We start from the raw sequence: 11,982 nt of genomic DNA on the forward strand, positions 1-11,982 counted from the left end.
CACTACCTTCGGCATGAAAGATATTTTTACTAAAAACCTACAAGCCTAATGCAGTAAAGGCGTACACCCATAACAAGCCTGAGCGTGAGGATTTATGTATGACATCTACACCGATTAACCATGAAGATGTCGCCGTGGCGGATGCCAGCGACGACATATCAACCCGTGAAAAAATTGGCTACGGTCTGGGGGATGCCGGTGGGCACTGCATCTCGGATCTGATCAGCGGATTTTTGCTCTTTTTCTACACCGATATTTTTGGCATCAGCCCGGCGATCGTCGGGGTGATGTTTATTATCCTGCGCGTGGTGGATGCTGTTTCCGACCCGGTGATGGGGATCCTCGCGGATAAAACGCGCAGCCGCTGGGGGCGATTCCGTCCGTGGCAGCTGTGGACGGCAGTGCCGCTGGCGATCATCGGTATTTTAACCTTCACCGTGCCCGACCTGAGCCCGGAAATGAAAATCGTCTGGGCGTTCGGCACCTATTTCCTGCTTTCCGTCGGCTATACCGCCAACAACGTTCCCTACTGCGCCATGATCAATGCGATGACCAACCGCCACGACCAGGTGATCTCTTGCCAGTCCTGGCGCTTTGTCCTGAGTGGGATTGCCGGGTTCCTGGTGTCGGTGGGACTGCCGCTGATGGTGACCTGGTTTGGCGGTGGCGATGCCGCCAAAGGCTACCAGTATGGCGTGACGGTGCTGTGCGGTATTGGGATGGTGATGTTCCTGCTGTGCTTCCTGTGGGTGAAAGAGCGGGTGCCGATGTCGGTGGTCGGGCAGTTCACCATTCGCGAGCATCTGTCTGGCCTGCGGAAAAACGATCAACTGATCCTGATGCTGCTGATGTCGTTCCTGCTGGTGAATATTCTGTGCATTCGCGGCGGCGGTTACATGTACTTCATCTCGTACGTGCTGCAGGGCTCGACGGTCTATATGTCGCTGTTCTTCGGCATGGTGACGCTCGCCTCCATTCTTGGCGCGGTGATCGTCAATAAGCTCTCCCGCCGTGTCGATATGGTGAAGCTCTACTCCGGCACTAACCTGCTGCTGGCGGCCTTTGGTTTTGGTATGTGGTTTTTACCGTCCGGGGCGCAGTACCAGACCCTGTGGCTGGTTGTCATCTTTATCAACAATATGGTGCTGGGCTTTACCCTGCCGCTGCACTTTTCGATCATGGCTTTTGCCGATGACTACGGCGAGTGGAAAAACTCGGTGCGTTCGTCAGGCATGAACTTCGCCTTTAACCTCTTCTGCATCAAATTATCCTGGGCTTCGTCGGGGGGCATTATCAGCCTGATACTGTTCCTCGTGGCCTATCGCCCGGGTTTAGAAAATCAAACCGAAGCCTCCCTTCAGGGGATCTCGCTGCTGCAAAGCGTGGTCCCGGCTATTTTCCATCTGCTGCTGGCGCTCTCTCTGCGCTGGTGCCAGCTCAATAATCCGATGATGACGCGTATTTCAAGCGACCTGCGTCAGCGCCATGCCAAATTATCCTGAGGTATATGTCATGTATTTATCCACGATTTCTGAAACGGACTTGCGTCAATTAACGGTCAACGATCCGTTCCTGGGGGAATACCAGCGGTTGGTCCGCAACGTGGTGATCCCTTATCAGTGGGAAGCACTCAATAACCGTATTCCCGACGCCGAGCCGAGCCACGCGATTGATAATTTCCGTATTGCCGCCGGCCAGCAGGCGGGGGAATTTTACGGCATGGTCTTTCAGGACAGCGACGTCACCAAATGGCTGGAGGCGGTGGCCTGGTCGTTATGCCAGCAGCCGGATGCGGAGCTCGAAAAAACCGCCGACGAGGTGATCGACCTGCTAGCCGCTGCCCAGTGCGAAGATGGCTATCTCAATACCTGGTACATGCTAAAAGAGCCCGGCCTGCGCTGGACCAATCTGGCGGAATGCCATGAGCTTTATTGTGCGGGCCACCTGTTCGAAGCGGCGGTGGCATTCTATAAAGCCACCGGCAAACGGACCTTGCTGGATATTGCCTGCCGTTTTGCCGACCACATTTATACCGTGTTCGGTCCGGGCGAGAACCAGCTGCACGGCTATCCGGGCCACCCGGAAATCGAGCTGGCGTTAATGCGCCTGTACGAAGTGACCGGCAACAATGATTACCTGGCGCTGGCGAATTACTTTGTCGAGGAGCGGGGCGCCCAGCCGCACTACTATGACATCGAGTATGAAAAGCGCGGCAAAACCTTCCACTGGGGGAACTGGGGCGAGGCCTGGATGATCAAGGACAAAGCCTACACCCACGCCCATAAGCCGATGGTGGAGCAGGACGAAGCGGTCGGCCACGCGGTGCGTTCGGTCTACTTAATGACCGGCATCGCCCATCTGGCGCGCATCAGCGGGGATGAGTCCAAGCGCCAGACCTGCCTGCGCATCTGGAATAACATGGTCCAGCGGCGGATGTACATCACCGGCGGAATTGGCTCCCAGGGCATCGGCGAGGCGTTTACCTCCGACTACGATTTACCCAACGACACGGCCTATTCGGAGAGCTGCGCCTCGATTGGCTTAATGATGTTTGCCCGTCGGATGGTCGAAATGGAAGGCGATGGTCAGTACGCCGATGTGATGGAGCGGGCGCTGTACAACACCGTGCTCGGCGGCATGTCGATGGACGGAAAACACTTCTTCTACGTCAACCCGCTGGAAACTTACCCGAAGGCGATCCCGTTTAACCATATCTATGAGCATGTTAAACCGGTTCGTCAGCGCTGGTTCGGCTGCGCCTGCTGCCCGCCGAATATCGCCCGCACGCTGGTGGCGCTGGGGCACTATATCTTTACCCCGCGTGAGGACGCGTTATTGATCAACCTGTATGTCGGTAACAGCCTGCAGGTGATGGTCGGGGGGAAGCCGCTTGATATCACCATTAGCGGCAACTACCCGTGGGACGAGCAGGTTACGATAAGCATAAATTCGCCTGAACCGGTGGAGCATACGCTGGCTCTGCGCATTCCGGGCTGGTGCGACGCGCTAAAGGTGACGCTGAACGGGGAAGTGTATTGCGGGGCGATCGACAAAGGCTATCTGCACATTCACCGCAGTTGGGCGGCGGGCGATGTCATTACCCTCCAGCTGCCGATGCCGGTGCGCCGGGTGTATGGCAATCCACTGGTGCGCCACCTTGCGGGCAAAGTCGCCCTGCAGCGCGGCCCGCTGGTGTATTGCCTAGAGCAGGCGGATAACGGCAGCGAGCTACAGACCCTGTCGCTGGATAAGGGCAGCGAGTTTGTGGAAGTGGCCGGCACCGGTGTGATGGCGAATAAGATCCTGATTCAGGCCCAGGGTCATAGGCAGACGCTGGATGCCTCGCAGGACAAGCCCCTGTACCAGTTCGACCAACCGATGACCCGCTCCGCGCCGCAGACGTTGACCTTTATTCCGTGGTTTAGCTGGGCTAACCGTGGGGAAGGGGAGATGCGTATCTGGGTGGATGAAGACTGCTGACAACAAAAGCGCCGCCGGGATTGTCCGGCGGCGCGTGTATCAGCAGCTAAACGCCTTGTCCTTCGCCAGCAGGAACGGGCGCAGGTAAGCCACGGTATTCGACAGCGGGATCACCTCATCGGTGAGATTTATCTTCAGCACGTTGCGAATATAGTCCCGGCGGGTGGCGATCCGCTGCCACAATTCAGGATAGGCCGTCTGGATGTTGGCCTGCAACGCGGCATCCGCGAGGGCGATACTCTCTTCGGCACTGACCCCGGTATAGCCCGGCACGGAAGGGATAATATCAATCTGCAGGATCATCCCGCTTTTTAGCGTCTCGGCAGAGTGCGGATAAATCGGCGACGACATCCACTCTTCATCGGCGCACAGGTGCCCGGGGTTCAGGTGCCAGCCGTACTGTTTTTTATCGAGCACCTTTTCGATCAGGGCATACATTTCCCCGCCCGGCATCCCGATATGAATATTCTCAAGCCAATGGGCGACGGCGGTGAAATAAGGTCTGGCGACTCTGTCGAGATAATCTTTTTGATTGTCCGGCAGCTCGCTTTCATCGGCAATCACAAAGCCAGTCCGGCTTGATAGCCCCCCTTTAAAGCCGGTGGTCATCGACAGGGGCTGGCCGCGTTGCAGCCTGTTATAGGTGGGATAGAAATTGGCTTTGGCGAAACGCGGCCCGGCGGCGGCAATGGTGACGACCGTCTGATACTGACCTTCTGCTGCTAATAACGCGCCCAGCTCGGTTTCACGCACGCCGGGCTCCACCGCATTCATGGCGTCAAGAATGCAGTTCGACGCCAGATTCGCGCCGTATTCGTAATGCGCAATTTCGTTCGCGTTACCGGTGACTCGGGCCCCGTTATCACCACGGATAAACAGATGTGCCGCGTTTTCAAGCTGCGCACGGGTGCTGTTTTTAATCGCCTCGACGATAAAATAGGGTAAATCGAACAGCGCCTTATTATCGGCCACCGCCGAGGTGAACATTTTCCAGCCCACCAGACCCACTTTGGACAGGTTATTTAAACCGGCTTCGCTGAGTAATGTCTCAAGGGAATGCGCCTGTTCCATTGGCTGATTCGGCAGCGAAAAATACGCGCAATGTTGTAGCGTGACCGCAATACGCGAATGCTGGGCCATCTTCAGGTTTTCATTGCCGAGAATAACCGTTGCCTGACCCGTGTTATGCAGAATTAACAGGCCCTCTTCAAAGCGCGGAATAAACCCGGTCAGATACTCAAAGTTACCCCCATGCTCCTTGTCGGCATAAATAATGAGGGCCTCATACCCCTCGTCATTCATGCGCGTCAGCACTTTTTCTTTACGCTCAAGCAGCGTTTCATCGCTGAGCAGCACCGGCGGAACATCGGTGAATTTACGCGGTTCCGGGAGGGCCTGCAGCGGGATACGGTTAGCGATCATCTTGTTCCTCACGTTTGGCAAGAACCCGCGTCGTGGACGCCGGGGAGGTGACCAGTTTGTTCTGCGGGCGCACCGGGCGGCGCACCAGCTCGCCCTGGCAGTTAGGGCAGCGGTGGTTAAGGGCGGTTTCCGCGCAGGTCGCGCAGAAGGTACATTCAAAAGAGCAGATTCTGGCCTCGGGGGCGTCGGGCGGCAGGTCACGATCGCACCATTCACAATTTGGTCGCAGCTCAAGCATGGTTGTCTTCCTTCTTAGCGGGCGTGGCGGGGAACAATGGGATTCCTCACTATGCCAGAAAGCGGGTTTTGTTTTACATTTTTCAGCTTCCGGGATTATCCGGCGACGAGGTGAGTCATTAATAATGAAGGGGGGTAATGGAGGTTTTCTATTTATGAGCTTGATGCTTTTATTGTCGAGAATATAGTGGGTTAATAAATGGTTATTATGCAGGTTATGTTGCTGCATGTATTTATCATTGTGTGGCGTTGCGCATATTTAATAATTATGTTTGTGTTTAGTATATGTAGCTAAAATTTCAAATCTGCTTTCAAAAACCGCAATCCCATGGGGATGTTTACATATACAAGAGCGTTAAATTCAAGGATGACAATCATGGCATTGCCGCAAGCCTATTACTGGTTTTATCAGCAGGTCAGGAATCGGGGGCCGTGGGATTACAAACAGCAAAATCATAACCTGGCTAATTTCGGCAATTTTAATTATGGTGCTACTGGTTTTGCGGCAGGAATACCAGAGAACACGCTATACATGGCTGCTGGTTTCGCTCAGAAGCGCGCGGGCACATCCCAACCCCAGTGGGGAGCCTGGTACGGTGAACTACCCTATGGTGATGATCCCTATGACCAGTTCTGGATTAAACAAGGAATCGACTATGCCAAACAGCACGGTTATTAAAACGTTACACCGTATGCTGACGGCTGTGCTTGCACTCCTGGTGGTCGGCTTTAGCGTGTATCAGTATTACGCCACTCAGCCGCCCGAAGATGACCTATTTTCGCAGCAGCAAATCACACCCGACGTCTATTTGTACGTCACTAAATATAAGGGAGGAGGTGCTACGGTTTCCGATGTCTATCGTTATTATCTGGACACAAAACAAAAGGGCGACATTCTGCATTATCTGACATCGCGTAAGCCATTTTTAGTGGCTAACACGGGTAGTGCCAGAATTACCGGCTATGGCACACACGTTAACGCTACCATAACCGGACGAGTATTTTCGTTTACTAACGCCGATCTCTTTTATGCTGACGGCATGGCCGTAATACCCGTTATCAGCCTTAATGCAACGGGCGTGCGTTAATAAGAGACCAGAACACCTTACCGCCCAATCGCCGTGCCGCCATCCACCAGCAGTTCCGTACCAACGGTATAAGTGGACTCATCCGAGGCCAGATACAGCGCGGCCTTCGCCAGTTCGTCCGGCGTACCTAAGCGCCCCAGCGGCACCAGTTTGGCTATTTCGCTTTGCAGCGCGCGCTGCGCGTCGTCGTCGAGTCCCAGCTTACCCAGCGCCGGGGTGGCGACCGGGCCGGGGCTCAGGCCGTTAACGCGGATCCCGCGCGGCAGCAGTTCGATGGATAACGTGCGGGCCAGCGACAGCAAACCGGCTTTGCTGGCGGCATAGGCACTGCTGGTGGGGAGCCCGATATGGGCGCTCACCGAGCCGCATAAAATCACCGATGAAGGATTATTCAGCAGCGGCAGCAGCGCCTGAATTAAAAAGAATGGCCCCTTGAGGTTGGTGCCCATCAGCCGATCCCAGGCCTGTTCATTCCAGCTTTCCAGCGTGCCGTGCGTCACGTCTCCGGCGTTGATAAACACCGCATCCAGCCGCGGCCAGCGCGATGCAAGGGTGTCCGCCAGCTGCTGTTGTGCCCCGATTACACCTGCATCCGCATCAATCACCCAGGCGTTATCCCCAAGCCAGCGCTGCGCTTCGGCACGCGTTTCGGGGTTGCGCCCGGTAACGGCGACGTGCGCCCCTTCGGCGAGAAAGGCCTGTGCGGTAGCCAGACCAATGCCGCTGGTGCCGCCGGTGATCAGCGTATATTTACCCGTTAAACGACCCATCTTCTTCTCCTGATTTGTCTCTGGAGAAAGCACTATAGAAACGTTAGTATCCAAAAGAAACCAGGTACCAAATGGATACTAAAGAGGCGAGAGGTGTGCAATGGCGGAAATAAACGCGCGCGTGGACGAAAAAAATTTTCAGCAGCAACCCTGCCCGATGACGAGCTTTATCGGCCTGCTCTCCGGCAAATGGGCGATCCCGATTATCTACCGACTGATTGTGCTGAATACGCCGGTGCGCTTTGGCGATCTGCTGCGGGCGGCGACACCCATCACCCAGAAAGAGCTCACCCGACAGCTACGCCTGTTTGAACAGCGCGGGCTGGTCACCCGTACCGTGTACGCAGAGATCCCACCCCGGGTGGAGTACCACATCACTGACCTGGGTCTGACTCTGCAAAGTGCCCTCGATCCGCTGGCCGCCTGGATGCGGGAGTACGGCGACCAGCTTAAACGCTAGTCCTCAGCGCGACAGATAGCGTGGTGCCGGTTCGCCGGTGCGCGCGCTGTCAAACAGCGCCAGCCGCGCCTCTTCGTAGCGCGCCCACAATGATTCGTCGTGCATTGGCGGAATGGTGATCTGCTCACCTTGATCCAGTCCGGCCAACGCCGCATCAACCATATTGTCGGTGGTCATCACCGAACCTTCCGGCAGGTCGTTAACGGACACGCCCGAAATCTCCCATATTTCGGTGGCGGTGGCCGCAGGCAATACCGCCTGAATACGCACCTTGCTGTCGGCAAATTCTTCCTGCAGCCCACGGGTGAAATTCAGCACCCAGCCTTTGGTGGCGCTGTACAGCGCGCTGCCTGCCCGGGCATGAATCGACAGCACCGAGGCGATATTAATGAGCGTGCCGCGATTGTTTTCGGCAAGGCGCGGCAGCACGGCATAGGTCAGACGCATCAGGGCAGTGGTGTTCAGCATATTGATCGCCTGATGCTGCGCCACATCGCCCGCGAGGAACGGTGCCATCTGCGCGGTGCCGGCATTGTTGATCAGCGTGTCGATGGCGTTATTGCTGCGAAGCGCTTCCTCCACCGCGCGGATCCCGGTTTCCTCGGTCAGATCTGCCGTCAGGGTCGTGACCTTCACCCCGTAGCGCTGCTCTAACTGCGCCGCCAGCGCCTGCAGACGATCTTCGCGACGGGCCACCAGCACCAGGTCGTAGCCGCGAGCGGCAAGACGGTCGGCGTAAACCGCGCCAATCCCGGAAGATGCACCTGTAATCAGAGCCGTTGAATGTTGTGTCGTCATCGTGATACCTCAAGCATAGGGGGGTTAATGGTTTCAACATGAAACCAAATCAAGCGTGCGCCATTTGGTCCTATAATGCAACCAAATTGCGCGGTTTTTTTTGAACTGTGCGGTAAAGGGTTTGTGGCCGGGAAGGGAGCAACATTGAGGGTGAAAACGACAGGTATATTATTTTACTGTGCGGGTTAACAGGCGTTGAATTAACGATGTGGAATAAGCCCGCGCCACCCCGTCAGCAGCAGGCCCGGCAATAACGGTAATCACGCCTGCGGATACTGCGGTGCAATCTCCTCCGGCTGCAATTCCCGCCCGTCGCTGGCAATCAGCGCCAGCTTGCGCAGCGGCTGACGGTGCTCGGTATCCACCAGCACGGTTCCCACATCCCCCTCGGCATAGAGATGCGCATTTCCCCACTGGGAAAGAGCCACCAGCACCGTTTGCAGGGCGCGACCTTTTTCGCTCAGAACGTACTCCTGCCAGGCGCTGCCGTCGGAGGCGGGCTGCAGCACCAGGATGCCCTCATCCACCAGCAGCTTCAGCCGGGTTGCCAGCATGTTTTTGGCAATGCCGAGGCTTTTTTGAAACTCGCCGAAGCGCGTAATCCCGCGCAGGGCATCGCGCACAATCAGCAGCGACCACCAGTCGCCAATAATATCGAGCGAGCGGGCTACAGGGCAGGAACTCTCTTCCAGACGGGTGCGTTTCACGGTGACTCCTTATCAGCGGTAAGTTTAATTATAAAACCATTTTTTGCCGATCTGCAAAGTTAGCCGCCAGTTTGCGGGCCGGTTCCAGGTAATCCGTCACAAATCTGTCACACTCAATCTGACGATAAAAAAACACAATGAGGATTGAGGGATGAGAAAAGCACTAATCGCGGCCGCCGTGGCGGGCAGTATCGGCCTCTCTTGCGGCGTGCAGGCGCAGACTGCGCCAGAAGGGTATCAGCTGCAGCAGGTGTTGATCATGAGCCGCCATAATCTGCGCGCGCCGTTGGCCAATAACGGTAGCGTGCTGGAACAGTCCACCCCCAGCAAATGGCCGGAGTGGGATGTGCCGGGCGGGCAGCTGACCACCAAAGGCGGCGTGCTGGAGGTCTATATGGGCCATTATCTGCGTGAATGGCTGGCAGAACAGGGGATGGTGACCGCGGGCGAATGCCCAACGGCAGGCAGTGTGTATGCCTATGCCAATAGCCTGCAGCGCACGGTGGCGACCGCGCAATTCTTTATCACCGGCGCGTTCCCGGGCTGCGATGTGCCGGTGCATCATCAGGAACAAATGGGCACCATGGATCCTACCTTTAACCCGGTGATCACCGACAACTCTCCGGCATTCAAAGAGAAAGCGCTGCAGGCGATGGACAAAGAACGTCAGGGGATGCATCTCGGCGAAAGCTACAAACTGCTGGAGCAGATGACCGACTATGCGCAGTCTCCGTCCTGTAAAGAGAAGCAGGTCTGCTCCCTGAGCGACGCGAAAGATACCTACAGCGCCGACTACCAGAAAGAGCCCGGCGTCTCAGGTCCGCTGAAAGTGGGTAACTCGCTGGTGGATGCCTTTACGCTGCAATACTACGAGGGGTTCCCGCAGGATCAGGTCGCCTGGGGATCAATTAAAACCGACCAGCAGTGGCGCGTGCTGTCGCAGTTGAAAAACGGTTATCAGGACTCGCTGTTCACTTCGGCGGAGGTGGCGCGTAACGTGGCGAAACCGCTGGTGAAATACATCGATACTGCGCTGGTCACCGATCAGGCAAAAGCGCCGAAAATCACCCTGCTGGTGGGACATGACTCCAATATCGCCTCGCTGCTGAAAGCGCTCGACTTTAAGCCTTATCAGCTGCATGACCAGTACGAGCGCACGCCGATTGGCGGCAAAATCATCTTCCAGCGCTGGCACGATAAGAGCGGCAATCGCGATCTGATGAAGATTGAGTATGTTTATCAAAGTACGGAACAGCTGCGCAATGCCCAGGTGCTGAACTTAAAAGAACCGGCGCAGCGCGTGACGCTGGCGCTGAACGGCTGTCCGGTGGATGGCGAAGGGTTCTGTCCGATCGAGACATTTAATACTGTGCTGAATACGGCGGCGAAGTAATGGTCACCCTCTCCCATTGAGGAGAGGGGCTAAATGTCGGGTGGCGCTTTGCTTACCCGACCTACAAGATCCAAATGCAATTCGCATCCCGTAGGCCTGATAAGCGTAGCGCCATCAGGCGTTTTGCGTTTTAGACGTTTTTGCGATCGATAGTCTGCTCGCCCCAGAACAGCGAGTCTTTGTCGGTTTTTTCGAAGGCTAATACCAGCACTTCATCGTTGCCTTCTTCCCAGATTTTCTCCGCCAGTTTTTCGTCATATTTGGCGACTTCAAAGATCGCCTCGGCGATTTCCGGCGACGTATTCCGTAAGCGCGCAAATTCGCCGACGCGATGGGCTTTTGCTTCTTGAGTAGGCATGTAATCCTCCTGTTGAGAGTTAACCTTGCAGTTTAACGGCCAGTCCCGCGACGTGTTCACCCTGGTAGCGGGCAATATTCAGTTCAACCTCGGATGGCTGGCGCGAGCCGTCGCCAGCGGCAATGGTGGTGGCACCGTACGGCGTACCGCCACGCACCTGAGAAATATCAAACAGCTCTTTCGCGCCGTAGCCAATCGGCACGATCACCATTCCGTGGTGGGCCAGCGTGGTCCAGGTGGAGGTGATGGTTTGCTCCTGACCGCCGCCCGTACCGGTAGAGCTAAACACGCTGGCGATCTTGCCGTGCAGGGCATTTTTAACCCACAGCCCGCCGGTCTGATCGAGGAAGGTGCGCATCTGTCCGGCCATATTGCCAAAGCGCGTCGGGGTGCCAAAAATAATAGCGTCGTAATCCCCCAGCTCCTGCGGCGTGGCGACCGGGGCATCCTGGGCTTTACCGCCCGCGTTCGCAAAAGCCTCGGTGGGCATGGTTTCCGGGACGCGCTTAATCGTCACCTCAACCCCCTCGACTTTCCTGGCGCCGTCCGCCACTGCCTGAGCCATGGTTTCAATGTGTCCGTACATGGAATAGTAGAGCACCAGAATTTTCGTCATCTTGCTTCACTCCTCGGTTTTTATTCAGGCAGCCGCGTGCTGCATTCATTTAAAGATATGACGTGGCAGCGAGACTGCAAATCTGTAAACCATTTGTTTGATTTTAAACAACAAATTTTCACTGCATTGCGCTGTAGCAAAATGACACATTTTCCTTATCGCTAATTTTTAGAATGATAAGAAAGGCTTATGGGTTCGCTTTGCCGTCTTTCATGCGAAAGTCTGATTTCGTATTGCAGGATATTACGGTGCGCTGGCTGAATGGTCTCACTCCACTAAGCTTAGGTTCACGCGGCACAGATAAAGGCCCTGTTAATGAGCCGCCAGGTGATTGATTTCTCGCTCACCGCAGGTTGGATAAATTAATGTTTCGCAACTCTGGAGGTCAGACATGGCTAACCATCGTGGTGGGTCAGGTAATTTTGCTGAAGACCGTGAAAGAGCATCAGAAGCAGGTCGTAAAGGTGGCCAGCAAAGCGGGGGGAATTTCAAGAATGACCCTCAACGCGCATCCGAAGCTGGCAAAAAAGGGGGCAAAAATAGCCATGGCAGCAACAGGAATAACTAGCGTGCTGCCGTCTGAACGATTGGCCCTGTAACCAATCCCGCACCCCGCCGCCGGGCACTCCGGCGGTTTTTTTATGTCCGCATCA

At 55.8% G+C, this 11,982-nt stretch carries 14 protein-coding genes; 7 read left to right on the forward strand and 7 right to left on the reverse strand.

The window, feature by feature from the left end; translation table 11 throughout:
* The first annotated feature begins 98 nt into the window (after positions 1-98).
* Together M8013_RS19890 and M8013_RS19895 are read left to right on the forward strand one after the other, a co-directional pair.
* Complete coding sequence (locus M8013_RS19890) at positions 99-1,502, forward strand: MFS transporter (protein WP_271269499.1); 1,404 nt, start codon at positions 99-101, stop codon at positions 1,500-1,502.
* Between the two features lie 10 nt (positions 1,503-1,512).
* Entirely contained in the window at positions 1,513-3,480 is a 1,968-nt protein-coding gene (locus tag M8013_RS19895; RefSeq protein ID WP_271269500.1) for a glycoside hydrolase family 127 protein, read from the forward strand.
* Positions 3,481-3,519: 39 nt separating this feature from the next.
* Here M8013_RS19895 and M8013_RS19900 read toward each other — a convergent pair whose 3' ends face one another.
* On the reverse strand, positions 3,520-4,902 hold the full coding sequence (locus tag M8013_RS19900; protein ID WP_271269501.1) for a M24 family metallopeptidase: 1,383 nt from the start codon (positions 4,900-4,902) through the stop codon (positions 3,520-3,522).
* Positions 4,892-5,140, reverse strand: coding sequence for a DUF1272 domain-containing protein (locus tag M8013_RS19905; RefSeq protein ID WP_271270164.1), 249 nt, complete (start codon positions 5,138-5,140; stop codon positions 4,892-4,894). The genes M8013_RS19900 and M8013_RS19905 overlap by 11 nt, the downstream gene beginning before the upstream one ends.
* A 375-nt stretch (positions 5,141-5,515) precedes the next feature.
* Here M8013_RS19905 and M8013_RS19910 point away from each other — a divergent pair, with 375 nt between their 5' ends.
* Entirely contained in the window at positions 5,516-5,818 is a 303-nt protein-coding gene (locus M8013_RS19910; RefSeq protein ID WP_271269502.1) for a polymorphic toxin type 44 domain-containing protein, read from the forward strand.
* Positions 5,796-6,227, forward strand: coding sequence for a hypothetical protein (locus M8013_RS19915; RefSeq protein ID WP_271269503.1), 432 nt, complete (start codon positions 5,796-5,798; stop codon positions 6,225-6,227). Before M8013_RS19910 ends, M8013_RS19915 begins: the two co-directional genes overlap by 23 nt.
* A gap of 17 nt (positions 6,228-6,244) precedes the next feature.
* On the opposite strand, the gene M8013_RS19920 is transcribed toward M8013_RS19915, so the two are convergent.
* Positions 6,245-6,997, reverse strand: coding sequence for an SDR family oxidoreductase (locus M8013_RS19920; protein WP_271269504.1), 753 nt, complete (start codon positions 6,995-6,997; stop codon positions 6,245-6,247).
* Positions 6,998-7,097: 100 nt separating this feature from the next.
* On the opposite strand from M8013_RS19920, the gene M8013_RS19925 reads away from it, so the two are divergent.
* Positions 7,098-7,457 carry a winged helix-turn-helix transcriptional regulator gene (locus M8013_RS19925; protein WP_271269505.1) on the forward strand — a complete coding sequence of 120 codons (360 nt, stop codon included), beginning with the start codon at positions 7,098-7,100 and terminating at the stop codon, positions 7,455-7,457.
* A gap of 3 nt (positions 7,458-7,460) precedes the next feature.
* Here M8013_RS19925 and M8013_RS19930 read toward each other — a convergent pair whose 3' ends face one another.
* Both M8013_RS19930 and M8013_RS19935 read right to left on the reverse strand, forming a co-directional pair.
* A complete protein-coding gene (locus M8013_RS19930) occupies positions 7,461-8,255 on the reverse strand; it encodes an SDR family NAD(P)-dependent oxidoreductase (RefSeq protein WP_271269506.1) in 795 nt (264 codons plus the stop codon).
* 260 nt (positions 8,256-8,515) lie between these two features.
* Positions 8,516-8,962, reverse strand: a complete 447-nt coding sequence (locus M8013_RS19935) for a winged helix-turn-helix transcriptional regulator (RefSeq protein WP_271269507.1) — start codon at positions 8,960-8,962, stop codon at positions 8,516-8,518.
* A 151-nt stretch (positions 8,963-9,113) separates the two neighbouring features.
* On the opposite strand from M8013_RS19935, the gene agp reads away from it, so the two are divergent.
* Entirely contained in the window at positions 9,114-10,355 is a 1,242-nt protein-coding gene (gene agp / locus M8013_RS19940) for a bifunctional glucose-1-phosphatase/inositol phosphatase (protein ID WP_271269508.1), read from the forward strand.
* A gap of 130 nt (positions 10,356-10,485) precedes the next feature.
* Here the strand turns inward: agp and M8013_RS19945 are convergent, their stop codons facing one another.
* Entirely contained in the window at positions 10,486-10,713 is a 228-nt protein-coding gene (locus M8013_RS19945) for a YccJ family protein (protein WP_271269509.1), read from the reverse strand.
* A gap of 19 nt (positions 10,714-10,732) precedes the next feature.
* Positions 10,733-11,329: an NAD(P)H:quinone oxidoreductase gene (wrbA, locus tag M8013_RS19950; protein WP_271269510.1), complete on the reverse strand. Its 597-nt coding sequence runs from the start codon at positions 11,327-11,329 to the stop codon at positions 10,733-10,735.
* Positions 11,330-11,720: 391 nt separating this feature from the next.
* On the opposite strand from wrbA, the gene M8013_RS19955 reads away from it, so the two are divergent.
* A complete protein-coding gene (locus M8013_RS19955) occupies positions 11,721-11,897 on the forward strand; it encodes a con-10 family general stress protein (RefSeq protein ID WP_271269511.1) in 177 nt (58 codons plus the stop codon).
* Positions 11,898-11,982 lie beyond the last annotated feature (85 nt).

This window comes from Silvania confinis, assembly GCF_025564085.1.
GTDB lineage: Bacteria > Pseudomonadota > Gammaproteobacteria > Enterobacterales > Enterobacteriaceae > Enterobacter > Enterobacter confinis.

What these genes read in the sequence shown, in the direction of transcription:
- M8013_RS19905 (WP_271270164.1), bottom strand. Translation starts at nt 5,140, where the DNA reads ATGCTTGAGCTGCGACCAAATTGTGAATGGTGCGATCGTGACCTGCCG.
- M8013_RS19925 (WP_271269505.1), top strand. Translation starts at nt 7,098, where the DNA reads ATGGCGGAAATAAACGCGCGCGTGGACGAAAAAAATTTTCAGCAGCAA.
- M8013_RS19900 (WP_271269501.1), bottom strand. Translation starts at nt 4,902, where the DNA reads ATGATCGCTAACCGTATCCCGCTGCAGGCCCTCCCGGAACCGCGTAAA.
- wrbA (WP_271269510.1), bottom strand. Translation starts at nt 11,329, where the DNA reads ATGACGAAAATTCTGGTGCTCTACTATTCCATGTACGGACACATTGAA.
- M8013_RS19945 (WP_271269509.1), bottom strand. Translation starts at nt 10,713, where the DNA reads ATGCCTACTCAAGAAGCAAAAGCCCATCGCGTCGGCGAATTTGCGCGC.
- M8013_RS19915 (WP_271269503.1), top strand. Translation starts at nt 5,796, where the DNA reads ATGCCAAACAGCACGGTTATTAAAACGTTACACCGTATGCTGACGGCT.
- M8013_RS19955 (WP_271269511.1), top strand. Translation starts at nt 11,721, where the DNA reads ATGGCTAACCATCGTGGTGGGTCAGGTAATTTTGCTGAAGACCGTGAA.
- M8013_RS19895 (WP_271269500.1), top strand. Translation starts at nt 1,513, where the DNA reads ATGTATTTATCCACGATTTCTGAAACGGACTTGCGTCAATTAACGGTC.
- M8013_RS19890 (WP_271269499.1), top strand. Translation starts at nt 99, where the DNA reads ATGACATCTACACCGATTAACCATGAAGATGTCGCCGTGGCGGATGCC.
- agp (WP_271269508.1), top strand. Translation starts at nt 9,114, where the DNA reads ATGAGAAAAGCACTAATCGCGGCCGCCGTGGCGGGCAGTATCGGCCTC.
- M8013_RS19930 (WP_271269506.1), bottom strand. Translation starts at nt 8,255, where the DNA reads ATGACGACACAACATTCAACGGCTCTGATTACAGGTGCATCTTCCGGG.
- M8013_RS19910 (WP_271269502.1), top strand. Translation starts at nt 5,516, where the DNA reads ATGGCATTGCCGCAAGCCTATTACTGGTTTTATCAGCAGGTCAGGAAT.
- M8013_RS19920 (WP_271269504.1), bottom strand. Translation starts at nt 6,997, where the DNA reads ATGGGTCGTTTAACGGGTAAATATACGCTGATCACCGGCGGCACCAGC.